Origin of the sequence: Mycolicibacterium diernhoferi, from assembly GCF_019456655.1 — a bacterium.
GTDB classification, from domain to species: Bacteria; Actinomycetota; Actinomycetes; order Mycobacteriales; family Mycobacteriaceae; genus Mycobacterium; species Mycobacterium diernhoferi.
The window spans coordinates 4409151-4434629 of sequence record NZ_CP080332.1; the positions used below are offsets into that span (position 1 = coordinate 4409151).

Annotated in this window: 29 protein-coding genes and 1 tRNA gene; 16 read left to right on the forward strand and 14 right to left on the reverse strand. The window is 69.3% G+C overall.

Annotation, left to right across the window (positions count from 1 at the left end; genetic code table 11):
- The first annotated feature begins 2 nt into the window (after positions 1-2).
- Entirely contained in the window at positions 3-1502 is a 1500-nt protein-coding gene (locus K0O62_RS20855) for a class I adenylate-forming enzyme family protein (RefSeq protein WP_073853077.1), read from the forward strand.
- On the forward strand, positions 1499-1801 hold the full coding sequence (locus tag K0O62_RS20860) for a hypothetical protein (protein WP_073853075.1): 303 nt from the start codon (positions 1499-1501) through the stop codon (positions 1799-1801). The genes K0O62_RS20855 and K0O62_RS20860 overlap by 4 nt, the downstream gene beginning before the upstream one ends.
- A 58-nt stretch (positions 1802-1859) precedes the next feature.
- Here K0O62_RS20860 and K0O62_RS20865 read toward each other — a convergent pair whose 3' ends face one another.
- Positions 1860-2123: a hypothetical protein gene (locus K0O62_RS20865; RefSeq protein ID WP_372512790.1), complete on the reverse strand. Its 264-nt coding sequence runs from the start codon at positions 2121-2123 to the stop codon at positions 1860-1862.
- Between the two features lie 128 nt (positions 2124-2251).
- Positions 2252-3031 (reverse strand): FadR/GntR family transcriptional regulator, encoded by a 780-nt coding sequence (locus K0O62_RS28915; protein ID WP_073853073.1) that lies wholly within the window; start codon positions 3029-3031, stop codon positions 2252-2254.
- 48 nt (positions 3032-3079) lie between these two features.
- Here K0O62_RS28915 and K0O62_RS20875 point away from each other — a divergent pair, with 48 nt between their 5' ends.
- From K0O62_RS20875 to K0O62_RS20910, 8 genes are all read left to right on the forward strand, one after another.
- Positions 3080-4222 carry an acyl-CoA dehydrogenase family protein gene (locus K0O62_RS20875; RefSeq protein WP_073853071.1) on the forward strand — a complete coding sequence of 381 codons (1143 nt, stop codon included), beginning with the start codon at positions 3080-3082 and terminating at the stop codon, positions 4220-4222.
- The gene (locus K0O62_RS20880) at positions 4219-5139 is read left to right on the forward strand and encodes an acyl-CoA dehydrogenase family protein (RefSeq protein ID WP_073853069.1); all 921 of its coding nucleotides are present in this window, start codon (positions 4219-4221) and stop codon (positions 5137-5139) included. Before K0O62_RS20875 ends, K0O62_RS20880 begins: the two co-directional genes overlap by 4 nt.
- Positions 5136-6317, forward strand: coding sequence for an acyl-CoA dehydrogenase family protein (locus tag K0O62_RS20885; RefSeq protein ID WP_372512791.1), 1182 nt, complete (start codon positions 5136-5138; stop codon positions 6315-6317). The genes K0O62_RS20880 and K0O62_RS20885 overlap by 4 nt, the downstream gene beginning before the upstream one ends.
- Complete coding sequence (locus K0O62_RS20890) at positions 6317-7354, forward strand: acyl-CoA dehydrogenase family protein (RefSeq protein WP_205870602.1); 1038 nt, start codon at positions 6317-6319, stop codon at positions 7352-7354. Before K0O62_RS20885 ends, K0O62_RS20890 begins: the two co-directional genes overlap by 1 nt.
- Positions 7355-7391: 37 nt before the next feature.
- Entirely contained in the window at positions 7392-7907 is a 516-nt protein-coding gene (locus tag K0O62_RS20895; RefSeq protein ID WP_073853065.1) for a DUF4333 domain-containing protein, read from the forward strand.
- 46 nt (positions 7908-7953) lie between these two features.
- Positions 7954-9402 carry a neutral zinc metallopeptidase gene (locus tag K0O62_RS20900; RefSeq protein ID WP_073853064.1) on the forward strand — a complete coding sequence of 483 codons (1449 nt, stop codon included), beginning with the start codon at positions 7954-7956 and terminating at the stop codon, positions 9400-9402.
- A 215-nt stretch (positions 9403-9617) separates the two neighbouring features.
- The gene (locus tag K0O62_RS28755) at positions 9618-10013 is read left to right on the forward strand and encodes a DUF4333 domain-containing protein (protein ID WP_234799933.1); all 396 of its coding nucleotides are present in this window, start codon (positions 9618-9620) and stop codon (positions 10011-10013) included.
- A 34-nt stretch (positions 10014-10047) separates the two neighbouring features.
- Positions 10048-10281 carry a hypothetical protein gene (locus K0O62_RS20910; protein ID WP_073853062.1) on the forward strand — a complete coding sequence of 78 codons (234 nt, stop codon included), beginning with the start codon at positions 10048-10050 and terminating at the stop codon, positions 10279-10281.
- A gap of 27 nt (positions 10282-10308) precedes the next feature.
- On the opposite strand, the gene K0O62_RS20915 is transcribed toward K0O62_RS20910, so the two are convergent.
- Positions 10309-10394: transfer RNA gene (locus K0O62_RS20915), tRNA-Leu, on the reverse strand.
- Positions 10395-10479: 85 nt separating this feature from the next.
- Here K0O62_RS20915 and K0O62_RS20920 point away from each other — a divergent pair.
- Genes K0O62_RS20920 through K0O62_RS20930 form a run of 3 tightly spaced genes read left to right on the forward strand, consistent with a single transcriptional unit; the run spans position 10480 to position 12030 of the window.
- Positions 10480-11241, forward strand: coding sequence for a helix-turn-helix domain-containing protein (locus tag K0O62_RS20920; protein WP_073853060.1), 762 nt, complete (start codon positions 10480-10482; stop codon positions 11239-11241).
- A 25-nt stretch (positions 11242-11266) separates the two neighbouring features.
- Positions 11267-11662: a hypothetical protein gene (locus tag K0O62_RS20925; RefSeq protein WP_073853058.1), complete on the forward strand. Its 396-nt coding sequence runs from the start codon at positions 11267-11269 to the stop codon at positions 11660-11662.
- Positions 11659-12030 (forward strand): DUF3817 domain-containing protein, encoded by a 372-nt coding sequence (locus tag K0O62_RS20930; RefSeq protein ID WP_073853056.1) that lies wholly within the window; start codon positions 11659-11661, stop codon positions 12028-12030. Before K0O62_RS20925 ends, K0O62_RS20930 begins: the two co-directional genes overlap by 4 nt.
- Here the strand turns inward: K0O62_RS20930 and K0O62_RS20935 are convergent.
- The 11 genes from K0O62_RS20935 to clpS form a co-directional block, all read right to left on the reverse strand.
- The gene (locus K0O62_RS20935; protein ID WP_073853054.1) at positions 11978-13420 is read right to left on the reverse strand and encodes an MFS transporter; all 1443 of its coding nucleotides are present in this window, start codon (positions 13418-13420) and stop codon (positions 11978-11980) included. The two genes, K0O62_RS20930 and K0O62_RS20935, sit on opposite strands and share 53 nt — an antisense overlap.
- 222 nt (positions 13421-13642) lie before the next feature.
- On the reverse strand, positions 13643-14248 hold the full coding sequence (gene rdgB / locus K0O62_RS20940; RefSeq protein WP_073854273.1) for an RdgB/HAM1 family non-canonical purine NTP pyrophosphatase: 606 nt from the start codon (positions 14246-14248) through the stop codon (positions 13643-13645).
- Positions 14245-15030 (reverse strand): ribonuclease PH, encoded by a 786-nt coding sequence (gene rph / locus K0O62_RS20945; protein WP_073853052.1) that lies wholly within the window; start codon positions 15028-15030, stop codon positions 14245-14247. Before rph ends, rdgB begins: the two co-directional genes overlap by 4 nt.
- A gap of 76 nt (positions 15031-15106) precedes the next feature.
- Positions 15107-15874, reverse strand: coding sequence for a cyclic nucleotide-degrading phosphodiesterase (locus K0O62_RS20950; RefSeq protein WP_234799932.1), 768 nt, complete (start codon positions 15872-15874; stop codon positions 15107-15109).
- A gap of 168 nt (positions 15875-16042) precedes the next feature.
- Entirely contained in the window at positions 16043-16708 is a 666-nt protein-coding gene (locus tag K0O62_RS20955; protein WP_073853048.1) for a rhomboid family intramembrane serine protease, read from the reverse strand.
- A 16-nt stretch (positions 16709-16724) separates the two neighbouring features.
- Entirely contained in the window at positions 16725-17693 is a 969-nt protein-coding gene (locus K0O62_RS20960; RefSeq protein WP_073853046.1) for a cysteine synthase, read from the reverse strand.
- A gap of 1 nt (position 17694) precedes the next feature.
- Entirely contained in the window at positions 17695-17976 is a 282-nt protein-coding gene (locus tag K0O62_RS20965) for a MoaD/ThiS family protein (protein WP_073853044.1), read from the reverse strand.
- A 15-nt stretch (positions 17977-17991) separates the two neighbouring features.
- Positions 17992-18411, reverse strand: coding sequence for a M67 family metallopeptidase (locus K0O62_RS20970; RefSeq protein ID WP_073853042.1), 420 nt, complete (start codon positions 18409-18411; stop codon positions 17992-17994).
- Positions 18412-18456: 45 nt separating this feature from the next.
- Positions 18457-19518 (reverse strand): P1 family peptidase, encoded by a 1062-nt coding sequence (locus tag K0O62_RS20975; RefSeq protein ID WP_073853040.1) that lies wholly within the window; start codon positions 19516-19518, stop codon positions 18457-18459.
- Between the two features lie 28 nt (positions 19519-19546).
- Positions 19547-20128: an oxidative stress transcriptional regulator AosR gene (aosR, locus tag K0O62_RS20980; RefSeq protein WP_073853038.1), complete on the reverse strand. Its 582-nt coding sequence runs from the start codon at positions 20126-20128 to the stop codon at positions 19547-19549.
- A 4-nt stretch (positions 20129-20132) separates the two neighbouring features.
- Positions 20133-20447 (reverse strand): ATP-dependent Clp protease adapter ClpS, encoded by a 315-nt coding sequence (gene clpS, locus K0O62_RS20985; protein ID WP_073853036.1) that lies wholly within the window; start codon positions 20445-20447, stop codon positions 20133-20135.
- A gap of 102 nt (positions 20448-20549) precedes the next feature.
- On the opposite strand from clpS, the gene K0O62_RS20990 reads away from it, so the two are divergent.
- The 3 genes from K0O62_RS20990 (at position 20550) to K0O62_RS21000 (ending at position 25473) form a co-directional block, all read left to right on the forward strand.
- Entirely contained in the window at positions 20550-21878 is a 1329-nt protein-coding gene (locus K0O62_RS20990; protein WP_073853034.1) for a nicotinate phosphoribosyltransferase, read from the forward strand.
- Positions 21875-23884, forward strand: coding sequence for an ATP-dependent DNA helicase (locus K0O62_RS20995; RefSeq protein WP_073853033.1), 2010 nt, complete (start codon positions 21875-21877; stop codon positions 23882-23884). Before K0O62_RS20990 ends, K0O62_RS20995 begins: the two co-directional genes overlap by 4 nt.
- Positions 23885-23976: 92 nt before the next feature.
- The gene (locus tag K0O62_RS21000; protein ID WP_073853031.1) at positions 23977-25473 is read left to right on the forward strand and encodes a neutral zinc metallopeptidase; all 1497 of its coding nucleotides are present in this window, start codon (positions 23977-23979) and stop codon (positions 25471-25473) included.
- Positions 25474-25479 lie beyond the last annotated feature (6 nt).

The following is a 25479-nucleotide window of genomic DNA, read 5'->3' on the forward strand; positions in this document are numbered from 1 at the left end:
ACATGAGTATCTCGCTGCTGCTGGAAATGGCATCGTCGACCGATCCGGACCGGACCGCGATCGTCGCGGGTGACCTGCGTCTGACCACGGGTGAACTCAGCGAACTCGCCGACGGCGGAGCCGGTGTGGTGGCCGCCTCCGGCGCTGCGCATGTCGCCTATGTCGGTGCCGGCGGCGCGATGCTGCCCCTGCTGCTGTTCGCCTCGGCGCGTGCCGGGGTGCCGGTCACCCCACTGAACTACCGGCTCTCGGCCGACGGGCTGCGCGCCCTGATCTCCCGGCTGCCGGATCCGCTGGTGGTGGTCGACGACGAGTACCGCGACGCCGTGGGTGACGGGTTCCGGGTGCTCGGCTCGGCGGAGTTCCTCACGCAGGCGCGTACCGCCGAGCCGGCGGCCGAATTCCCCGATCCTGACTCGGTCGGCGTGGTGCTGTTCACCTCGGGCACCACATCGGCTCCGAAAGCCGTTGAGCTGACCCACAACAACCTGACCAGCTACATCACCGGCACGGTCGAGTTCGCGTCCGCCGAACCCGGGGATGCGGCGCTGATCTGTGTGCCGCCCTATCACATCGCCGGTGTGTCGGCGGCGCTGTCGAATCTGTACGCCGGCCGAAAGATGGTCTACCTCACGCAGTTCGACGCCCGCGAATGGGTGCGGCTGGTCGAAGCCGAGAACGTCACCTCGGCCACGGTGGTGCCCACCATGCTGGACCGCATCGTCACCGTGCTGGACGAGCAGGGCGCGACCCTGCCCACCCTGCGCACACTGGCCTACGGCGGCTCCAAGGTGGCGCTGCCCTTGGTACGCAAGGCCCTCGAGCTGCTGCCGGGCGTCGGGTTTGTCAACGCCTACGGTCTCACCGAGACCAGTTCGACGATCGCGGTGCTCACCCCCGATGATCACCGGGTCGCACTGGGCTCCGACGATGCCGCGGTGGCCAAGCGGCTCGGGTCGGTCGGCCAGCCGGTTCCCAGCATCGAGGTACAGATCCGCGGCGAGGACGGAACCGTGCTCGGCGCAGGCGAAACCGGTGAGCTGTTCGTCCGCGGCGAGCAGGTGTCCGGCCGTTACACCGGCATCGGTTCGGTGCTCGACGACCAGGGCTGGTTTCCCACCAAGGATGTGGCGACCCTGGATGAACACGGCTACCTGTACATCGGCGGACGCTCCGATGACACCATCATCCGCGGCGGGGAGAACATCGCTCCCGCCGAGATCGAGGACGTGCTCGTCGAGCACCCGCATGTCCACGACTGCGCCGTGGTCGGCCCCGAGGACCCCGAATGGGGACAGATCATCGTGGCCGTCGTGGTCCCCGTTCCGGGCGCCGACCCGCGGCCGGAGGACCTGCGTGACTTCGTGCGGGCGCAACTGCGCGGATCCCGCACCCCGGACCGGGTCGTCTTCCGAGACGAGCTGCCCACCAACGCGACCGGCAAGGTGCTGCGCCGCGAACTCGTCAGCGAGTTGAGTCCAGCCGCAAAGGAGCCCGCATGATCAAGAACGGCACCCGCCTGCAGAGCCAGGTCTGCGACACCCAGGTCATCGTGGTGCGCGCCTCCGAAGGTCTCGACGACCTGCGCGCCGGTGGCGCACCGCTGGTCCCGGTCGGCGAGGCGGTCACCGAGGGCCTGACGCTCGATCCCGCACTGTCCGACGGCAACCTGATGGGTAAGCGCTACGTCGACGATGCCGGCGCCGAAATCCTGGTGACCAAGGCCGGCAAGGGCACGCTGAGCATCGGTGACACCCCGCTGGCGATCAAGGAAGCCAAGCCGCTGCCGGCCAGCGACTGATTCCCCGGAGAAACGAAATGGCTGCTCCCGCAGGAGCAGCCGTTTCGTTTCAGGGGGATCAGAAGGTGGGCACGAACGTCCCGTTGATCCAGACACCCCAGTGATTCCAACCGGAGTCCCAGACCTGCGGGTTGCCCTGCGCCCAGATCGGGTCGGCCGGCTTCGGCGGCGCCCAGGCCGGCGCGGTGCTCACCGCGGGGCCGGCCGGCGGCAGAGGCACAGGGGCCTGTTCGGCGCCGGCGGTACCGGCCATCGCGAACGGGCCGACGAAAAGGCCACCGGCGACTGCGAACCCGACGAGCATCTTCTTCACATTGATCACGTGATCCTCTTCCTGAGCACCTACGAAAGCGGTTGCCTCGTTGCAACCTGACGTGGCGCTGTGTACCGCGCAGCCACGGCGGGCAAACCTGCCCCGGCTGTGATCTGCGTCATCGAGCCTGTAGACGGTCAGCAGGTGCGTCGCTCGTGCGGCTTCGCGCCGCGTGCGGCCCGCACCACATCGTCGGTGAAACGTTCCAGCAGAAGCGATTGCGTGGCGGCCAGGTGCTTGCGCGCGATCCGTTCGGCCTCGGCGGCGTTGCCGGCCGCGATCTCGTCGACCAGCCTGCGGTGGGTGCGCACCGCACCGCGGGCCTCGGCCGGTGACGGATACTCACCGCGCTTGGCGACGTAGTCGGCCCACTTCTCCTCCTGCGCCGACCACAGCGCCACCAGGCTTCCCACCACATGGCGCACCGTGGCGTTCGGGGTGTATTCGACGACGAGGTCATGGAATTCGCGTGCGATCCGGGTGAACGCCGCGCCGTCGGCGACCGCCTCCGCGGATGCGTCGACATTGCGGGTGAGCACCGGCACCACCACCTTGAGCCGGTCGGTACGGCGCGCGACCTCGGCGACACACAGCGGTTCGAGCAGCTGCAGACCCGCCGCCAGATCACCCAGCGGCACCGCCGCGCCCTGCAGTGCCAAGCCCAGGTGATACGCCGCCGAGGACTCGTCGGGCCGGTGCACCTCGGCCCCGCCGACGCTGCCTCGGCGCACCGTCACCAGGCCCTCGGTCTCCAGGATCCGCAGCGCCTCACGGACCGACGGATAGCTGACACCGAACTCGGTGACCAGCTGGTCCTGGGTGGGCAACCGATCCGCTCCGGCCAGGATCCGGTCGCGCAGTTCACCGGCGACAGTCTCGGCGATGCGGTGCTGCGGGGTACGGCGGGCCGCGCTCATTCTCGAAATACTAGCAATCCTTGTAAGGATTGACCTACCATCGGCGGCGTGGACTTCGAAATGGGGCCGGACGCCGCAGCGCTGCGCGGCGAACTGCGCGACCTGGTGAGAACGCACATCCCCGAGGACTATCTGGGCGCCTTCACCCACAACCCGGCCGACCTGGAGACCGCGCAGGCCTTTTGCCGGTTGCTCGCCGAACGCGGGCTGCTGTGCATGTCCTGGCCGGAGGAGTTCGGCGGGCGGGCCTCCTCCCCCTGGGAACAGACGGTGGTGCGCGAGGAGATGTGGGCCCACCACGAACCCCGCGGCGCGCAATACATGGGCGTCAACTGGGTCGGGCCGATCATCATGCGCCACGGCACCGAGGAACAGCAGCGCACCCACCTGCCGCCCATCGCGCGCGGCGAAGTGATCTGGTGCCAAGGCTTTTCCGAGCCGGAGGCCGGATCCGACCTCGCCTCGCTGCGCACCTCGGCGGTCCGCGACGGTGACGGCTGGCTGATCAACGGGCAGAAGATCTGGACCTCCTACGCGACGATGGCGCAGTGGTGCTTCCTGCTGGCACGAACGTCCAAGCAGGAGAAGAAGCAAAGGGGCCTGACCATCTTCCTGGTCCCCATGTCGGATCCGGCGATCACCGTGCGACCGATCCAGACCATGATGGGCCCGCACCATCTCAACGAGGTGTTCTTCGACGATCTGCGGGTCACCGACGCCGATGTGCTGGGCACCGTCGACGACGGCTGGACCGTGGTGCAGAGCGTGCTGGCGTTCGAGCGGGTCGGCATCGCCCGCTACGCCCGCTGCGAGCGCCTGCTGCAACTGGCCCCGAAAGCACTGGGCGAGTGCTGGTCCGATCTACCCGACGAACTGCGCGGCCGGTGGGCCCGGATGCTGACCCACTGCCGCCGGGCCCGGCTGATGGCCTACCGCCTGGTGGCCCTGCAGGCCGAAGGGCAGGTGCGCCCCACCGATTCTGCGGCCTACCGCATCGCGGTCACCAAACTCGACCAGGACAGCGCCGAGGTGCTCATGGAGATCACCGCCGCGCTGCCGGAAGGGAAGTCGGAGGTGTTCAAGGCAGAGGTCGAGGACCACTGGCGGTATTCGCAGCCCTCCACGGTGTCCTCCGGCAGCATCGAGATGCAGCGCATCCTGCTGGCCCGCACCCTGCTGGCGGCGTCGTGAACATCGATCTGAGCCCGGAGGCCCGGGAGTTCGGTGAACAGGCGCTTCGGGCGTTCGAGTCCGCCGGCGGGGACGCGCTGCTGCAACGTGCCGAAGCCGATCCATCGCAACGGGAGTCGCTCGTCGCACCGGTGCTCGCCGGGTTGGGCGCCTGGGATCTGGAACCACGCACCGACGCCGACGCCGCCGAAGCGGCCGCCGCCCTGTGCCGCAGCGCCGGTTACTGGGGGCTGCCCTACCCGCTGGCCGAACGCCTGTCCCGGCCTACCGACATCGACGCCGACGGGCTGATCGTGGTCGCCGGGCCGGCACCGGCCGGCACCATTGCCGGTGTCGACGGGCATTGGGCCACCGTCACATTGGACGGTCATCGGGCGCGGGTGACGGGCACCTCCGGCGCCCGGACGGCCTTCGTCACCGCACTGCAGCTGGCCGGCCTCGACGATGCGGGCGACCAGGACGTCGCACTGGCACTGGTGCTGCCCTGCTGGACGCTGCTCGGCATGCTGGACCGTGCCCTGGAACTCACCATCGCGCACGTCAAGTTGCGCCAACAGTTCGGCCAGCCGCTGTCGGGTTTCCAGGGCGTGCAATTCCAGCTCACCGACGCCGAGGTCGAACGCAGCGGCCTGGAGATGCTGGCCCGATATGCGCTGTCCACCGTCACCGGCCCGGACGCGCTCGCCGATGCGCTGGCCCTGCGACTGGCCGCACTGGAGGCAGCCGAGGTGGTCTTCCGGGTCACCCACCAACTGCACGGTGCGGTCGGGTTCTGCGATGAGACGGTGCTGTCCTGGCTGTCGCGGTACAGCCAGCCCCTGCGCCGACTGCCGCTCGGCCTGTCCGCGACACGGGCACAGCTGACCGAACTGCTGGGCACCCGTGGCCTGACCGGACTGTACAGCGACGCGGGATGACCCAGGATATGACCCGAAACCTCGAACAGTTCCGCCACCACGTCCGGCAGTGGTGCGCCGAGCATGTGCCCGCCGACTGGCGTGCCGCGCAGACCGGCGTCGGCGACGAGGAGTACGTCCGGTTCCAGAAGGCCTGGTTCGCCGAACTGCACGCGGCCGGTTTCGCGGTGCCGCATTGGCCCGCCGAGTGGGGCGGCGGTATGTCGGTGGCCGAGCAGATCGTGCTGTACTCCGAACTCGCCGCAGCCGACGCACCACGACTCGTGCTCGCCTTCGTCGGCATCCACCATGCCGCATCGACCCTGCTGGCCGCCGGTACCGAAGAACAACGGCAGCGCCATCTGCCGGCGATCCTGGACGGCGAGATCTGGGTGCAGGGTTTCTCCGAGCCCGAGGCGGGCTCGGATCTGGCCGCGCTGCGCACCAGTGCCCGCCGGGATGGTGATGAGTTCGTGGTCAACGGCCAGAAGGTTTGGGCCAGTGGCGGTTTGCACGCCGACTGGTGTCTGCTGCTGGCCCGCACCGACCCGGATGCCAAGAAACGGCACGGCATCTCCTACTTCCTGATGGACATGACCAGCCCGGGCATCGAGGTACGTCCGATCCGTCAGGCCACCGGCGAATCGCATTTCTGCGAGGTGTTCCTCAACGACGTGCGGATTCCCGCGGCCAATCTGGTCGGCCCGGAGAACAAGGGCTGGCAGGTCGCCCAGGAGACGCTGGGCGCCGAACGCGGAATGACCATGCTCGAGCTGGCCGAACGGCTCGGCAACGCGGGTTTGCGCTGGCTGGTCGACGAATGCGCGCGCGCCGGCGTACTCGACGATGCGCTGATCGCGGATCGGCTGGCGCAGTTCGACATCGAGACCACCGGGCTGCGCGGACTGTGCCGCGACCTGGTGGAAGGCAAGACCAACTCCCCCGCCGACGCCTCGGTGGTGAAGCTGTTCTACAGCGAACTGCTGCAACGGATGACCGACTTCGGCGCCGAGATCAGCGGCCTGGCCGGCCACACGGTGTTGGCCAAACCGATCTCCAGCGGCTGGGAGTCCGGCGCCTGGGTGCTCGACTTCATCGGCTCCTGGGAATGGACCATCCCGGGCGGCGCCAGCGAGATCCAACGCACCATCATCGGTGAGCGCGGTCTCGGCCTGCCCCGCGAACCGGCGGGAGCATGATGACACGCGAATTCGCGGAGTTGCACCAGGATCTGCGCTCGGTGGCGCGGGATCTGCTGGCCGCAGGCAACCCGGATTGGTCGGTGCTGACCCAGGCCGGCTGGCCCGGTCTGGAGGTCGCCGAGTCACTCGGCGGCGCGCAGGTGTCGTTCGCCGAAACAGCCGTCGTCGCCGAGGAACTGGGACGCGCCGCGGCCCGCAGTAGCCATCTCGGCGTCAGCCTCGGGATCGGTGCACTGCTGGCGCTGCCCGCCGGCGAGCATCGCGACGCCGCGCTGTCGGCGGCCGCCGAGGGCACCGACCTGCCCGTCGCGGTGGTGGACACCGAGGCCGTCGGCGCCTGCCCCGCGTTCACGCTGGCCTCCGACGGCAGTCTGCACGGTGCCGCCGATTTCGTGCCCGACGCCGCCGAGGCGACCCGGCTGCTGGTGCTCGCCACCGACACCGCCGGCGCGCCGGTGCTGGCCGATCTGGACCCGGCCGGTGCCGGGCTGACCATCGCCGGCCGGCCGACCCTCGATGACACCCGCCGGCTGGCCGCCGTCACCGCCGACGGGGCGCGCCCCCGCCAGGTGTGGCCGTTCCCCGCGGCCGGGTGGCTGACGGCGCGCGGGGCCGTGAGCATCGCCGTCGACAGTCTCGGCCTGGCCGAGGCGATGCTCGCCGCCACCGTCGACTACGTCGGGATCCGCCATCAGTTCGGCCGTCCCATCGGATCGTTTCAGGCCGTCAAACACGCGTGTGCCGACATGCTCGTCCAGATCCGGGTGGCGCGCCAACTCGTGGACGCCGCCGTCGACGCGGTGGCCGCGGACCCCGGATCGGGACAGGACCCGTCGGTGGCGGCCTCGATGGCAAAGGCGTACGCGACCGAGACCGCGGTCGCCGTGGTCGGCAAGGCCATGCAACTGCACGGCGGCATCGGCTACACCTGGGAAAGCGGGGTGCACGTCTACCTCAAGCGCGCCACCCTGAACCGGTCCATGTTCGGTTCCCCGGCGGCGCACCGGCGCGTCCTGGCGGCGCGCCTCCGATAATGCCGCTCGCCACCGGGGACATGTGCCATCGTGGCGTATGCCTCGATGGTCGGCAGTGGGGTCGGTACTGCTCGCAGCGGCGACGTTGATCTCGTGCTCGGTGCCGACCGACAAGACCGTCAGCAAGGAACGGCTGCAGGAACAGATCACCGAAGAGGTCACCGAACAATCCGGGGCCGCCCCGGATTCGGTGAACTGCCCGGACGGTCTGGCCGCCGTGGTCGGCGCGACCCTGGACTGCACCCTGGTCGATCAGCGTGAACACCGCCGGGTCAGCGTGACGGTGGGCAGCGCGCAGGGTGACCAGGTGGATCTGTTCATCGTGCAGAGCATCGGCAAGGGCACCGTCGCGCGGCAGATCACCGAGGAGATCGGCCGCCGGATCGGTCGCGCTCCGGAGTCGGTGACCTGCCCCGCCGACCTCAAGGGGGATGTGGGCGCCACCGTGCGGTGCATGCTCACCGACCGCGGTGAGACCTACGGCGTGACCGTGACGACCGTCGACCGCGGCGAGCTGGCCTTCGACTTCACCGTCGACGAGCAACCGCAATGACGTTCGTGGCTGCGGCCGCCGGCCGCCATCTTGTTAGCCTGTCGGCATGTACCGACGGGCCAGACGCCTCGCCGGATGGCTCAGCCTTGCGCTCACCGCAACGCTGATCTTGGCCGGATGCGGTACCACCGTGCTCGACGGCCGAGCGGTATCGATGCTGTTCGACCCGTCCAGGGCGGGCGGCCTGCCGGCCGGCGACGGGCCCAGCGGTCCGCGACCGGATGCGCCCCCACCCTCACGCGCCGCGGCGCACAGCGACAACGGCCCGGTGGACCGGCTGGCCCTGACGGCCATCGACGATCTGGAGCAGTTCTGGTCCGAGCACTGGAACGGCGCCCTCACCGGGACGTTCACCCCGGTGGCCGGCCTGGTGTCCTACGACGCGGCCGACCCCGCCGCACCGCGAGTGTGCGGTAACGAGCTCTACGGCCTGTCCAACGCCTTCTACTGCTATGACGGTGACGTGCTGGCCTGGGATCGCGGCCAGTTCATCCCGGGCGCCGCCCAGTACTTCGGTGAGATGGGCGTCGTCGGCGTGATGGCCCACGAATTCGGCCACGCCGTACAGGCCAAGGCACACCTGGTCGAGAAGGCCACCCCGGTGCTGGTCAAGGAGCAGCAGGCAGACTGCTTCGCCGGGGTGTACCTGCACTGGGTGGCGGCGGGTAACTCCCCGCGCTTCGTGTTGAGTACCGGTGACGGCCTCAATCACGTTCTGGCCGGCGCCATCTACATCCGCGATCCGCTGATGACGCAGGAGGAAGCGATCCTGACCGGGGATGCGCACGGATCGGCGCTGGACCGGATCAGTGCCTTCCAGATCGGTTTCAGCGGTAACGCCGATCAGTGCGCCGCCATCGACATGGACGACATCGTCGAGCGTCAGGGCGACCTTCCGCAGTTCCTGTCCTACGACGCTCACGGAGCACCGTCCCTCGGCGACAGCGCCATCGACGCCGATCTGCTCGCGGACCTGATGACCACCCTGGGCGACGTCTATTCCCCGCAGAACCCACCCGCCCTGAACCTCGAACTCGCCAACTGCCCTGACGCGGAGACGATTTCGCCCGCCTCGTATTGTCCGGCGACGAACACCATCAATGTCAACCTACCCGCCCTGCAGGAGCTGGGCACCCCGAAGTCCGAGGAGCAGGGGGTGCTGCTACAGGGTGACAACACCGCGCTGTCGGTGGTGACATCACGCTATGCCCTTGCGGTACAACGGGAACGCGGTCTTCCGCTGGAGTCCCCGGTGACGGCGCTGCGCACCGCCTGCCTGACCGGCGTCGCCCAGGGCAGGATGGCCGAGCCCGGCAGTCCGCTGGCCCTGTCGGCAGGCGACACCGATGAGGCGATCTCCGGGCTGCTGACCAATGGCCTGGCGGCGAGCGACGTCAACGGGGTGACCGCCACCGCCGGGTTCACCCGGATCCTGGCCTACCGGGCCGGGCTTTCCGGTGATCCGGAACAGTGCTACCAACGGTTCGCGTCGTGACCCGGCCGCCGGATCCACAACAACCGTGGTGGACGCGCCCCGGCGGTGCGCCGCCGCCCGGACGGCAGTCCGGGCCTCCCCCACGGCCGCCGTATCCCGCTGCCCCGCAACCGCATCGGCCGCCGCACCCCGGTTATGCCCCGCCACCGCAGCGCCCCGTCCCTCCACCGCGACGGCCTGCGCCGCCGTCCCCGCAGGCGCAGCGCCCGAAACCGGTGATCGACCCGAACCGCTACCAGCTGCCGCCGGGCACGCCCGCACCGCACCGGGCGGCCCCGCAGTCCGCCGACGGCCGGAAATGGCTGATCGTGGGAGCCGCTGCGATCGCCGTCCTCGTCGCTGGAATCGGGGTGTGGCAGTTCGCGTTCCGCGATGCCACCGTCATCCGCGTCGAGCAGGCCGAGGATGGTGTCCGGCAGATCCTGTCCGACCCGATCAACGGGTACGGCGCCAACAACATCAGCGCGCTGCGCTGCAACGGCGGCAAGGACCCGTCCGCCGCCAAGGGCGACAGTTTCACCTGCGCGGTGGAGATCGACGGAGCCATCCGCCAGGTCTACGTCGAGTTCCAGGACGACAAGGGCACCTTCGCCGTCGACGGACCCCGATAGCGGAACAGGCTTACGTCCGGCCCACGGTGGGTACGTGGATGCCATGGCTGAGGATTCCTGGACGGTCCAGATCGGTGTGGTCGACGATCCGACCACCGACGGGGTGCCGCCGGTTCCGGCCGACGTCTATTCGGGTGACGAGGACGGCGCTCGAGCCGCGTACGCCGAACGGTCCGCCCAGGCTGCGCAGGCGGACTACCGCTACGTGCTGTTGCGCCAGCTCGGTGAGGTCATCGAGTGCTGGGGGACGCCACCGGCTGCAGGTTAGCCACCGCAGCATCGGCAATACACATTCTGGTGCGGGCGGTGGGATTCGAACCCACACGCTCTCTCGAGCACCGGCACCTAAAGCCGGCATGTCTGCCGTTCCATCACGCCCGCAAGCGGGGTTCAGGGTACCGCCTCGCTGCACATATTTGGTTGTCGGTGGGAGCAACTAGCGTCGACCGCAACAGCGGGAGGCCCGATGCGCTCGGTCGAGGAGTTCGAAGCCGTACGACAGCTCATCGAAAGTGGGCTGAACGACTGTGAAATTGCGCGCCGAACGGGAATCCCACGGCGCACTGTGTGCGATTGGCGACACAGCCCCAAACCGATCACATCCCGCGACGGCTGCAAGAAGCACGACTACAGCCTGCTGCCGTCGGACGCATACAGCTACCTGCTCGGTATGTACCTCGGCGACGGATACATCAGCCGCGCTCGCTCCGTGTGGCGACTCCGGGTCACCCTCGACAAGAAGTACCCGGGGATCATCGCGAGCTGTTGCGCCGCCATCGACAAGATCATGCTCGGTCAGAGCGCGACGGTATTCCCTCGCAAGACCGGCTGCGTGGACGTGTCCCTGTTCTCCAAACATTGGGCCTGCCTGTTTCCTCAACACGGACCCGGCCCCAAGCACCTCCGCCCAATCGTCCTGGAACCCTGGCAGCAGGCGCACGTCGATGCCGCCACCGAGGACTTCGTCCGCGGCCTCATCCACAGCGACGGGTGCCGCGTGGTGGCCAACGACCGTGGGGTCGCCAGCGTCCGCTATCACTTCACCAACCACTCCACCGATATCCGCAACCTGTTTTGCGCGGCCCTGGACAAACTCGACATCCCGTGGACCCAGAACAGTCGCTACATGATCGCTGAACTGATCCCCCGGTCGCTGCGCTCCTGCCCGCCGATATACCGAAAAGCGGCGACCGCCCGCCTCGATGAGTTCATCGGCCCCAAGACCTGATCGAGGCAGACGGTAAAGTTGACCCATGTCCACTACACGACGTAGGAGACCAGCGCTCTTCGCGCTGGCCGCCGTCGCCGCCGGCGGCTGCCTGCTGCTGGCGTGGTGGCAGTGGACCCGCTACGAGTCGACCGCCGGCACCTTCCTGAACCTCGGCTACGCCCTGCAGTGGCCGATGTTCGCCGCATTCTGCGTGTACGCCTACTTCAAGTTCGTCCGCTTGGAGGAAGCCCCGCCGGAATACGAGCAGAACGAGTCCGGCAAGGTGACCGCGATCCCCGACGGCCTGCTCCCCGACCGCCCGAAGGCCGTGACCCCGGCCGGCGACGACGACCCGACTCTGCGCGAGTACAACGCCTACCTCGCCGGCTTAGCCCAGTCCGACCCCGATAAGAACCCAGACGACAGGACCACCCGATGAGCACGCCCGAAACGCCGACCGGAGCCGAGAGCCAGCAGACCGACGGGCCGCTGGTGCCACTGGCATCCATTCAGAAGGCGCTGGCCAGCTACCGGGTCCTGGCCTGGGCGACCGGTCTGTGGCTGATCGCACTCTGCTACGAGATGGTGCGCAAGTACGGCTTCGGCGACGACTCGCTGAGCTGGATCGCGGTCGTGCACGGCTGGGTCTACTTCGCCTACCTGATCGCCACCGCGAACCTCGCGGTGAAGGTCCGCTGGCCGCTGGGCCGTGCGATCGGCACCCTGATCTCCGGAACGGTCCCGGTGCTGGGGCTCATCGTCGAACACTTTCAGACGCTGGACGTGAAGAAGCGCTTCGGTCTCTGACCTCCGTCTCACCGGGTTGACGCACCGACGGGATCAGCAGCGTCAGCACGGCCGAGACAGCCGCGATGACGGCCGCGACGATGAGCGCCACCCGGAAACCGTCCAGCGTCGGCACCTCGTGCCCACCCGCCGTCATCGTCATCGCTGCCAGGATCGCGCCGAGCACCGCGCTGGAGATCGAGGTCCCCAGTGAGCGCGCCAGTGCGTTGAGACCGTTGGCGGCCGCGGTCTCCGAGAGCGGCACCGCGGCGTTGATCAGCGCGGGCATGGATGCGTAAGCGAAGCCCACCCCGATGCTGATGAGCACGTTCAGCGCGAGCACCTGCGGGCCGCTGCCGAGCAGCCACAGCCCCGACAGATACGAGCCTGCGATGATGACGCAGCCGACGAACAACGTGAAGCGCGGACCGCGGGCGCCCGACACCCGGGCCGCGATGGGTGCCATCACCATCATCGCCAGGCCGCCGGGCGCCATCCACAAACCCGCCTCCAGCATGGACATGCCCAGGCCGTAGCCGGTCTCTTCGGGCAACTCCAGAACCTGCGGCGCGATCAGCGTCAGCGCGAACATGGCGAACCCCACCCCGACCGAGGCGATGTTGGTGATCAGCACCGGCGGGCGCACCGTGGTGCGCAGGTCCACCACGGGTGAGTCGAACCGCAGCTGCCAGAACACGAAGACCGCGAACACCAGTACCGAAGCGCCGAACATCGCCACCGTCGTGGCCGAGGTCCAACCCCAGTCCCGGCCCTTGGTGATGCCCAGCAGCAGGGTGATCAACCCCGCGGCGAGTAGCAGCGCCCCCAGTGGGTCGAGCCGGTCGGTCGAGGTGGCCGGGACCGCGGGCACCAGCGCCACGAACAACACCAGCAGCACTGCGCCGAGGCCCGCGGCGAACCAGAACAGCGCGTGCCAGCTGAACTGCTGGGCGATCGCGGCCGACAACGGCAGCCCGAGCGCCCCGCCGACGCCGAGCGAGGAGCTCATCAGGCCCATCGCGCTGCCGACCCGTTCGGCGGGCACCGACGCCCGCAGCACGCTGATGCCCAGCGGGATGATGGGGATGCCCACGCCTTGCAGGCCGCGGCCGACGACGAACGGGATGAGGGTGCTGCTCAGCGCCGCGACCAGCGATCCGGCGATCAGCACCGCGGCGCAGACGATCAGGATCGGTTTGGGACCGTACAGGTCACCGAGCCGCCCGAAGACCGGTGTGGCGACGGCGGCGGTCAGCAGCGTGACCGTGATCGCCCAGGATGCATTGGACGGGCTGGCCTGCAGCAGTTTCGGCAGTTCCGGGATGAGCGGGATCATCAGCGTCTGCATCAGCGAGACGCTGATACCGGCGGCGCACAGGACGGCGATGAGCACGCCGGGATGGGCTGACATTTCCCGCAGAGGCCGCCGCGGCTCGGTTGCATCCACGGCCGCGAGCATTACACGTTAGTTGCGCTATGCAAAATTTCTCGTCCCGCCCGCCGGGACCCCGGCGAAACTCGCGTACCGGTCGCGCCCAAGGCGGAAATCACGACGGGTACGCGAGTTTCGCCGGGAGTCAGGTCGCCGGGAGTCAGGGCGCCCAGAGTCGGGTGAGTGCACCAGGTGACGGCGCTAGCAGAGCTTGCGCAGCGCCGGCACCAACAACGCCAGCGCCCGGCCGCGGTGCGAGGCCGCATCCTTCTCGGCCGCGGAGAGTTCAGCGGCCGAACGCGACGACCCGTCGGGCACGAAGATCGGGTCGTAGCCGAACCCGTTCTCGCCGCGGGGTTCGCGGGCGATCACGCCGGGCCATTCGCCGCGGACCACCACCGCGTCCTGCTCCCCCGGCCCGTACACCAGGGCACACGCCGAGACGAATGCCGCGCCGCGCCGCTCGTCGGGCACGTCCCGCAACTGGCCCAAAAGCAGTTCCAGGTTCGCCAGGTCGTCGCCGTGCGCCCCGGCCCAGCGCGCCGAGAGCACGCCGGGCATCCCGTTCAGTGCCTCGACCGTCAGCCCCGAATCATCGGCCACCGCGGGCAACCCGGTCGCGGTGTACGCATCGCGCGCCTTGGCCAGCGCGTTCTCCTCGAAGGTCGCGCCGGTTTCGGGAGCCTCGTCGAACGCGGGCACGTCGCCGAGAGACAACAGCGTCATGGTCAGCCCGGCCGCATCGAGCACCCGACGCAGTTCGGCCAGCTTCTTCGCGTTGCGCGAGGCAACCAGTAACTCGGTCAGCTTCCGAACGCCTTCTTCGCCGACCCGCTGGGCGGCTCGGGCAGCACGCCCGGGTAGGGCAACTCCAGGGCCGCCTGCTGGATGGCGAACAGTTCCTCGCAGGAGGCCAGCGCCAGATCCAGCATCTTGTCCAGGGTGGAGCGCGGGAAGGTCGCGCCCTCGCCGGTGCCCTGGATCTCGACCAGGGTGCCGGTGTCGGTGGCGACGACGTTCATGTCGACCTCGGCGCGGGAGTCCTCGGTGTAGGGCAGGTCCACCCGGACCCGGCCGTCGACCACGCCGACCGATACCGCCGCGATCGCGCAGGACAGCGGGCGCGGATCGGACAGCCGACCGGCCGCGGCCAGATAGCTGACGGCATCCGAGAGCGCCACGTAGGCACCGGTGATGGCGGCGGTGCGGGTGCCGCCGTCGGCCTGCAGCACGTCGCAGTCGATGGCGATGGTGTTCTCCCCGAGCGCACCGAGGTCGATGCAGGCGCGCAGGGACCGGCCGACCAGTCGGCTGATCTCCTGGGTGCGCCCGCCCACCTTGCCCTTGACCGATTCTCGGCCGGAACGCTCGTGGGTGGCCGCGGGCAACATGGCGTACTCGGCGGTCAGCCAGCCCTGCCCGGAGCCCTTGCGCCAGCGCGGGACGCCCTCGGTCACCGATGCGGTGCACATGACCCGGGTCTGGCCGAACTCGACCAGCACCGAACCGGCGGGATGGGAGGTGAAACCACGGGTGATGACCACTGGCCTCAGCTCGTCGTCGAGCCGGCCGTCTTCTCGTCTGGACACCGGCCAACCCTAGCGCGCGGGGCGGTCGTCGAACCGCGCGGCAGCGCCTCGAACACCGCGCGGCAGCGCCTCAGGCTCAGTGGCGCGTGATGTCGAACGTCTCGCCGCACACCACCGCGTGCACCGGACCGTCGAATTCGGCCTTGGCCTCGGTGATGACGTCCTCGCGTGAGGTCCACGGCGGGATGTGGGTCAACAGCAGCTCCCCCACCCCGGCACGGGCGGCGATCTGGCCGGCCTCGGTCCCGGACAGGTGCAGGTTGGGCGGGCGGTCCGGGGAGTGCGTCCAGGACGCCTCACAGAGGAAGACGTCGGCACCGCGCGCCAATTCGACCACCGCATCACAGATTCCGGTGTCACCGCTGTAGACGAACGTGACGCCGTCCCGATCGGTGAAGCGCATGCCGTAGGACTCGGTGGGATGGCAGACCAACCGGGGCTCCACCGTCAGCGCGCCCAGTCGCAGCGACTTCCCGTCGACCCAGGACTGCACCTCGAAGATGTCGGAGATGTCGTCGACCTCGCCGCCCTCCGGCGAGGACGCCGCCCCCAGCCGCTCCCAGGTGTGCGTCGGGCCGAGCAGCAACGCACGCCCCTTGGGCGGGGTGGGGTGATACCGGCGCCAGACGAACAGGCCGGGCATGTCCAGGCAGTGGTCGGCATGCAGGTGCGAGAGCAAGACGTTCACCGAACCGGGGTCGGCATGTCGCTGCAGCGCGCCGAGCACGCCGCCGCCGAAATCGAGCACCATCGGCGCGGTGTCGGGTTCGGTGAGCAGATATCCGGACGCGGGCGAATCGGGGCCGACAACACTGCCGGAACAACCCAGTACGGTGACTCGCACAGGTCTAGCTTGCCATGCCCCCCAGCACGGCGGCGAAGGCATCACCGCATTGCGCGACAAGTTTCATTTTGTGTCCTCGCCGTGACGCGGAGCAGCACCGGAACGGTCGGTCTCTCACCTATCAATCGACCCGGCGGCGTGGCTCGAACCACAGCAGCAAACGAACCGTCAGATCCCCGACGGGGCCACGGTCCGGCGTCGCTCCCGCGCTTTGCGCTCGGGCCCGGACAACACGTACGCGGCGATGAAACCGGCGATCGCCCCGCACAGATGCCCCTGCCAGGACACCCCCGGGGTGCCCGGCACCACGCCGAGCAGGATGCCGCCGTAGACCAGCGCGACGATGACGCCGACGATGATCTCCCAGGCCGTGCGGGTGAAGAACCCGAACACGATGAGGAAGGTCAGCCAGCCGAAGATCAGCCCGGAAGCGCCGATGTGGTTGGTGGTGCACTGCACACCGATGTACGGGCAGTGCGCGCCGATGTTGCCGATCAACCAGGTACCGAACCCGCCGAGCAGCCAGATGATGGCGGTGGCGGCGATGAACCGACCCATCCCCGCCAGCGTCATCAGGAAGCCGAGTACGAGCGCCGGGACGGTGTTGGCGATCAGATGCGGCCAGCCGCCGTGCAGCAGCGGCGCCCAGAGGATGCCCCACAGCCCGTCGGTCTGCAGCGGCCGGATGCCGTCCTGGTCGAGGCGGTGCCCCAGGACGGTGTCGACGATCTCCATGACGTACAGCAGCGCCACGAAGCTGATGATCGTGATACCGCCGACCAGCCAGGCCGGCTTGTTCTTCTGCTCCGGGGTGCCCGGGAGATTCATCGCCATACCCAGTCCCCTGGTCTCAGGCCCACAACTGGCCTTCCAACGCATCCTCTGCGTCATCGAGGCTACCGGCGTACGCGCCGGTCGACAGATACTTCCAGCCCGCATCGCACACGGTGAACGCGATATCGGCCCGCTCACCGGCCTTGATCGCCTTGGTCGCCATCCCCAGTGCCGCGTGCAGGATCGCCCCGGAGGAGATCCCGGCGAAGATGCCCTCGACCTCGACCAGTTCGCGGGTGCGTTTGACGGCGTCGAAGGCGCCGACCGAGAACCGGGTGGTCAGGATCTCCGGGTCGTACAGTTCGGGGACGAAGCCCTCGTCGATGTTGCGCAGCGCATACACCCCCTCGCCGTAGCGGGGTTCGGCCGCCACGATCTGGATGCCGGGGACGCGCTCGCGCAGGAACCGGCCGGTGCCCATCAGGGTCCCGGTGGTGCCGAGGCCGCCGACGAAGTGGGTGATCTCGGGCAGGTCGGCCAGCAGTTCGGGGCCGGTGCCCTCGTAGTGTGCCGCGGCATTCGCCGGGTTGCCGTACTGGTACAGCATGACCCACGAAGGATTCTGGGCGGCAAGCTCTTTCGCGGTGGCGACGGCGGTGTTGGAGCCGCCCTCGGCGGGGCTGTAGATGATCTTCGCGCCGTACAGTTCGAGCAGCTGACGCCGCTCGATCGAGGTGTTCTCCGGCATCACGCAGATCATCCGGTAGCCCTTGAGCAGGGCCGCCATGGCCAGCGAGATACCGGTGTTGCCACTGGTGGGCTCCAGCAGCGTGTCGCCGGGCTTGATCACCCCGTCGCGCTCGGCCTGCTCGATCATCCGCAACGCCGGACGGTCCTTGATGGAACCGGTCGGGTTGCGGTCCTCGAGCTTGGCCCAGATCCGGACGTGCGGACCGTTCTCGTCGGCGTCCCAGCGCGGGGACAGCCGCTGCAGTCCGACGAGCGGGGTGTTCCCGAGCGCCTCCAGCAGCGAGTCGTAGCGCACGCTAGCCTCCGGCGACGGCAGGCAGGATGGTGACCGAGTCGCCGTCGGCGATCACCGTCTCCAGACCGCCGGAGAACCGGACGTCCTCGTCGTTGACGTAGATGTTGACGAAGCGGTGCAGCTTGCCCGGCTTGTCGGGGTCCACCAGCCGCTCGCTGATCCCGGAATACCTGGATTCCAGGTCGGCGATGACGGCCGCCAAGGTGTCCCCGGCGGCGCTGACGCGCTTCTCCCCACCGGTGTGGGTGCGCAGGATGGTCGGGATGGAAACTTCTACAGCCACTGCTGGTCCTCTTTCTTACTGCTCGTACGCTACGACGATGCTGACAGGTTCTTCGGTGACGACGCCGTCGACGATGCGGTAGCTGCGCAGCTCGTGCACCTCGGGATCGCGGGTGGACACCAGCACGTAGTGAGCGTCGGGTTCCGCGGCGATGGCCACGTCGGTACGGCTCGGGTAAGCCTCGGTGCCGGTGTGCGAGTGGTAGATGACCACCGGCACCTCGTCGGCCGCGTCCATCGCCTTCCACACCTTGAGGTGTTCCATGGAATCGAACCGGTAGAAGGTGGGCGAACGTTCGGCGTTGACCATCGGGATGAAGCGCTCGGGGCGATCGGAACCCTCCGGTCCGGCGATCACCCCGCACGCTTCGTCGGGATGGTCGGCACGCGCGTGGGCGACCATGGCATCCACCAGGTCGGCGCGAATCACCAGCACGTCAGGGCTCCATGTTCTCGGTCGGGTTTCTCGGGTCGGTCGCCGTCATGCGAATGCACCGGGCAACAGGTCACGATAGGTGGGTATTCCGGCGACGCTCTGAGCGGCCAGCACTCCGACGAGCACCGCCCGGGCCAGACAGTCCGCCGCGGCGGCTCCGATCGCGGTCAGCGCCGCGGTCTCCGGGGACATCGCCGTCGGAGTCTTCTCCGAGGTCGGCAGGGTCACCGCGCCGGTGGCCAAGGCGAAGACCGTGTCACCGTCGACTGGGGTGTGCGCCGGCCGGATGCTGTGTGCCAGGCCGTCCTGCGCCGCGATCGCGATGCGGCGGCAGCCCGCCGGGCTGACCGCGGCGTCCGTCGCCACCACCGCGATGGTGGTGTTCAGCGGGCCGCTCTCCTTGTCGAGGCGGGCGAATTCGGCCACCTGCTCGGCCGGGGGCGCGTGGAGGCCGAACAGCTTGATCAGATCCGCCATCCAGGGCAGCCCGGTGGCCGGGTCGACGACGTTGCCGCCCGAATTGACCGCGACGACGGCGCCCACGGTCACCCCGAGATCGTCCAGCCTGATCGAGGCGGTACCGAGCCCGCCCTTGAGCACCCCGGCGCGCGCACCGGCGCCGGCGCCGGCGCTGCCGATCGCAAAAGTCGGTCCCCCGTCGCTTCGCTCGACCATCTCGGCACCGGCGGCCTGCACCGCGGCGTACCCGAACTCCGCGGTGGGCCGGCAGCCCCAGCCGCCGACGGGTAGGTCGAAGATGACCGCGCCCGGCACGATCGGCACCACCCCGCCGTCCATCTTCACCCCGCGGCCCTGTTCCTCCAGCCAGGACATCACCCCGTCGGCGGCGGCCAGCCCGTAGGCGCTGCCGCCGGTGAGGACCACCGCATCGACGTGGCGCACGCTGTTGGCGGGATCCAGCAGGTCGGTTTCCCGACTTCCCGGTGCGCCACCGCGGCAGTCCACCGCGCCGACGGTGCCCTCGGGCGCGAGCACCACCGTGCTCCCGCACGCCCACCCCGACCCCAGGGTGGCGTCGTCGTCGATGCGGTGGTGGTTGCCGACCCGGATGCCGGCGACATCGGTGATGGAGCCGAAGGCGCTCACGTGGCACCCCGGCTCTTCGCGCGAGCGCTCATCGTGATCCCATCAGGCTGAGCACCAGATACTCCTGCAGCACGGTCAGCCACTGGTAGACGTCGAGGTGCCCGGCCATCGGATGTCCGGGCGGTAGCTGATCGAGTCCCTCGGGGCCGATCTCCAGCATCGCCCCGAGCGCCAGGCGCACATCGTTGACCGCCGACGCCCACGCGTGCGCATCGTCCTCGGAGAGCTCGAACTTGCCACCGTTCTCCGGCAGGGTGTCCAGAAGCCGTTGCGCAGCTTGACGTTTCGCATCGATAATGGCCGGCTCGTGCAGGCTGCGCAGGGCGCTGTTCAAACTGTCCGCGGCAGACGAACCGGCGGGATGCCCGTTGCGGGACCGGAAGAAATCCGGCAACAACCGCTTCATCGTCTCGTCCTCGGGCGGGGACGAGTGGCCGGTGCGGATCCCGGTGATCTCGCTGAGTTCGTCAGCCGGAGCGCCAGATTGGCGGTCGTCGAGCATGCCGGTCAGCGAGGACACCAGGTTACGCAGCAGCCCGGCCTCGTGCGCCGCCAGCGAGGACCGGAACCGTGGGCCGTCGACACCGTCGATCCGCTTCCATTTGCGCACGTGATCAGCGATCCTGCTGCATGGTGGCCCACAGCCCCGCGGAGTGCAGCTTGGTGACGTCGACCTCCATCGACTCACGGCTGCCGGCCGAGACCACGGCCTTGCCCTCGGTGTGCACCTGCATCATCAGTTTGGTGGCGTGCGGTTCGGAGTACCCGAACAGTTTCTGGAAGACGTAGGTCACGTACGACATCAGATTCACCGGGTCGTCCCACACGATCGTCACCCAGGGAGTGTCGGCGGCGGCGTCTTCGTGGCGGTCCACATCGGCCGCGTGGTCCTCCCGAGTACCCGGCTTTGTCCGCGCTGGGGTAACCATGAGGCACAGGATACCGGGGCGCGACCGCGCGCCCGAATCCGAACGGTACCGATACGGTGAGACCGTGAACGACGGCGTGGGCGACGCTTGCGGGGCGATCGGATGACCGGTACCGCACTGCTGACCGACAAGTACGAGCTGACCATGCTGGCGGCTGCGCTCCGGGACGGCTCGGCGCACCGACGGTGCACTTTCGAGGTCTTCGCACGCCGGCTGCCAGAGGGTCGCCGCTACGGCGTCGTCGCGGGAACCGGCCGGCTCGTGGAAACCCTGGCGCAGTTCACCTTCGATGAGCAGGCGCTGGCCTCGGTGGCCGGGTTCCTGGACGCGGACACGTGCGCGTTCCTGTCCGGGTACCGGTTCGGCGGCGACATCGACGGCTATCCCGAGGGTGAGCTGTATTTCCCGCACTCGCCGGTGCTGACGGTGCGCGGCAGTTTCGCCGAATGTGTCCTGCTGGAGACCCTGGCGCTGTCCATCCTCAATCACGACAGCGCCATCGCCTCGGCCGCGGCCCGCATGGTCTCGGCGGCCGGCGGCCGCCGGCTCATCGAGATGGGCTCACGGCGCACCCATGAGGAGGCCGCCGTCGCCTCGGCCCGGGCGGCCTGGATCGCCGGGTTCTCCGGCAGCTCCAACCTGGCCGCCCAGCAGCGCTACGGCGTGCCCGCTCTGGGCACCAGCGCGCACGCGTTCACCCTGCTGCACACCACGGCCGACGGCACCGGCGACCCCGCCGCCCGGGACCTGAGTGAACGCGCCGCGTTCGCCGCGCAGGTGCAGGCCCTCGGCGTGGGCACCGCCCTGCTGGTGGACACCTATGACATCACCGCGGGTGTGGCCAACGCCATCGCGGTGGCCGGACCCGAATTGGGCGCCGTGCGCATCGATTCGGGGGATCTGGGGGTGCTGGCCAGACAGGTCCGCAAACAACTCGACGATCTCGGCGCGGACAAGACCCGGATCGTGGTCTCCGGCGACCTCGACGAGTTCGCCATCGCGGCGCTGCGCGCCGAACCCGTCGACAGCTACGGGGTGGGGACCTCGCTGGTCACCGGATCCGGGGCGCCCACCGCCGGCATGGTCTACAAGCTCGTCGAGGTCGACGGCATCGCCGTGCAGAAGCGCAGCGCGCACAAGGCCTCGCAGGGCGGCGCCAAGCAGGCCCTGCGACTGGCCAAACCGTCGGGCACCGTGGTCGAGGAGGTGGTGTACCCCGTCGGGCAGCCACCGCAGCCCGAGAACGGCTATCACGCGCGGCCGCTGTCGGTCGCACTGGTCCGCGGCGGGGAACCGGTCCAGGATCCCGACCTCGACGCCGCCCGGGCCCGGGTCGCGGCCGGGCTGCACAGTCTGCCCTGGGACGGGCTGAAGCTGTCCAAGGGCGAGCCGGCCATCCCGACCCGCGTCATCGCCGCCGGCCCGTCGTGACCAAGAGTTCGTCGCCGCGCCGCTCCGCGCGTCCGGACGCGGTCACCGAACTGTTGGCCTCGGCGGTCTCCGCACTCGGCGGCGCACAGCGCCCCGGGCAGGTTCAGATGGCCGAGGCCGTCAGCGAGGCCTTCGAGACCGGCCGCCATCTCGCGGTGCAGGCCGGCACCGGCACCGGCAAATCGCTGGCCTATCTGGTGCCGTCCATCGCGCGGGCGGTGTCGGCCAATGAGCCGGTGGTGGTGTCCACCGCCACCATCGCCCTGCAACGCCAACTCGTCGACCGCGACCTGCCCCGACTGGCCGATGCGCTGGCCGCCCACCTTCCGCGGCGCCCCACCTTCGCACTGTTGAAGGGGCGTGGAAATTACCTGTGCCTGAACAAGATCCACAACGGCGCGGCAGAACCCGACGAACTGCCGCAGGAGGAACTGTTCGACGCGGTGGCCGCCACCGCGCTGGGCCGCGATGTGAAACGGCTGACCGACTGGTCGTCGGACACCGAGACCGGTGACCGGGACGAGCTGGTCCCCGGGGTGCCGGACCGGTCGTGGAGTCAGGTCAGCGTGTCGGCCCGCGAATGCATCGGGGTGTCCCGGTGCCCGTTCAGCACCGACTGTTTCTCGGAGAAGGCACGCGCGAAGGCGGGCACCGCCGACGTGGTGGTCACCAACCACGCACTGCTGGCGATCGACGCCATCGCGGACGCCTCGGTGCTGCCCGAACACAGCCTGCTGGTGGTCGACGAGGCCCACGAACTGGCCGACCGGGTCACCGGCGTGGCCACCGGCGAACTGTCTGCGGCGGTGCTCGGGGCGGCGCAGCGCCGGCTGGGACGGTTGGTCGCCGACGAACTCGCCGAGCGGTTCGAGGCGGCCGGGGCCAACCTGTCCGCGGCGATCTTCGACGCCGAGCCGGGGCGGATCGACCACCTCGACGAAGAGCTGGCCACCTATCTGACCGCGTTGCGCGATGCGGCGTTCGTCATCCGCTCGGCGATCGACACCACCCCGTCGGACCCGCAGGCCGCCGCCGCCCGCACCGAGGCCGTCACCGCGGTGACCGAGGTCGGTGACATCGCGGCGCGCATGCTGGACTCGTTCGGGCCGGCGATCCCGGACCGCCACGACGTGGTGTGGCTCGACCAGATCGAGAACAACCGCGGCGGGCCGAAGCGCGCCATCCTGCGGGTGGCGCCGCTGTCGGTCGCAGGGTTGTTGCGCACCAGGCTCTTTCAGCACTGCACGACGGTGCTGACGTCGGCGACACTGACCATCGGCGGCAACTTCGAAGCGATGGCCGGGGCCTGGGGGCTCAATGGCGGGGATCCACCGCCGAAGTGGCACGGCCTGGACGTCGGTTCACCGTTCGATCACGCCAAGTCCGGAATCCTCTATGTGGCCAAGCATCTGCCCCCGCCGGGCCGTGACGGCACCGGCTCCCCCGCCCAACTCGACGAGATCGAGGCGCTCATCACCGCCGCGGGCGGCCGCACGCTGGGTCTGTTCTCCTCGATGCGCGCGGCCCGGGCGACCGCCGAGGTGATGTCCGAACGGCTGTCGACGCCGGTGCTGTGTCAGGGCGAGGACACCACCGCCGCACTGGTCCAGCGGTTCGCCGACGACGATCAGACCTCGCTGTTCGGCACGCTGTCGCTGTGGCAGGGCGTCGACGTCCCCGGCCCGACCCTGTCGCTGGTGCTGATCGACCGGATTCCGTTCCCCCGCCCGGACGACCCGCTGCTGACCGCGCGTCAGCGGGCCATCGCCGCGCGCGGCGGCAACGGGTTCATGGCGGTGGCGGCCAACCACGCCGCGCTGCTGCTCTCGCAGGGGGCCGGCCGACTGCTGCGCCGCGTGGATGATCGTGGCGTGGTCGCGGTGCTCGATTCGCGGATGGCGACGGCCCGCTACGGCGGCTACCTCCGGTCCTCGCTGCCGCCGTTCTGGGCGACCACCGATCCCGAACGGGTGATCGCCGCCCTCAAACGCCTGCGCGGCGCCTGAGCGGACGGGTCGGGCCCGGCGGGCCCGGTTTGTTCACTATTCTGAGAGCCGATGCGGCATGCCCGGCCGGGCGCACCGAAAGGCGGGGGCACATGAGGCGCTCGGGGCGAGTGATGCGACGGGAGAACAACTCGGGGCGAGCGGAGCGACGGGCAAACGGCTCGGCGCGGCGCTTGGCGAGAACGGCGCTGGCCGCCTGCATCGTGTTGCTGGTCAGTTCCTGCGGGCAGTCCCTGCAGGGCACGCCGGTCTCGGTGTTCGCCGACCCGTTCCGGGTGGCGGGCATGCCCGCCACCGACGGCCCGACCGGCCTGCGCGATGACGCGGCCGAGCCGACCCGCGAGGTGACCGACACCGACGGCGGCGAGATCGACCATCTCGCGATCAGCTCCGTGAGCGACATCGAGGAGTTCTGGGCGACCGCCTACCCGGAGACATTCGGTGAGGACTTCACCCCGGTGACGGATGTGATCTCTTGGGACGCAGACGGATTCGACGGTGTCTTCTGCGGCGTCGACACCTACAACCTGGTCAATGCCGCGTTCTGCCACGATGACCTGACGATCGGCTGGGATCGCGGCGTGCTGCTGCCCGCCCTGCGCGACGCCAACGGCGATATGGCCGTCACGATGGTGCTCGCCCACGAGTACGGCCACGCCGTGCAGAAGCAGGCGGGGCTGCTCACCCGGTCGACGCCCACCCTGGTGTCCGAGCAGCAGGCCGACTGCCTGGCCGGGGTCTACATGCGCTGGGTCGCCGAAGGCAATTCGCCACGCTTCACCCTGTCCACCGCCGACGGGCTGAACAATCTGCTGGCGGCGATGATCGCGTTCCGCGACCCGCTGCTCAGCGAGAGCGATGTGGCCGCCGGTGAAGACGAACACGGGTCGGCATTCGAGCGGGTGTCGGCCTTCCAGTTCGGCTTCACCGACGACGCCGCATCCTGCGCCTCGATGGACCCGGCCGAAATCGAACAGCGCCGCGGCGATCTCCCGGTGTTGTTGCCGGAGAACCAGTCCGGTGAACTGGAGATCACCGAGGATTCCGTGCGGTCCATCATCGACGCGATGAACATCCTGTTCGAGCCGGCCGAGCCGCCCGCGCTGACCTTCGAACCGCAGGACTGCCCGGACGCCGACTCCGACGCCGCGGCGACATTCTGTCCAGCCACCAACACCATCGCGGTGGATCTCCCGGCGCTGGAGCAGCTGGGGACGCAATCCGAGGATGACACCGGACTGACCACCGGGGACAACACCGGCTACTCGGTGCTGATGTCGCGGTACATGCAGTCACTTCAGCATCAGCGCGACGGGGTCGCGCTGGACACCGCGCAGGCCGCGCTTCGTACCGCCTGCCTGACCGGTGTCGCCACCGCCAAGCTGACCCAGGAGGTCGGCACCCCGGACGGCAACACCATCCAGCTCACCGCCGGCGATGTCGACGAGGCGGTGTCGGGCATCCTGCTCAACGGTCTGGTGGCCAGCGACGTCAACGGTGAATCGGTGCCGTCCGGCTTCTCGCGCATCGACGCGTTCCGGGTCGGCGTGCTGGGCGAGACGGACCGCTGCTTCAAGCGCTTCCCGTGACCGGCG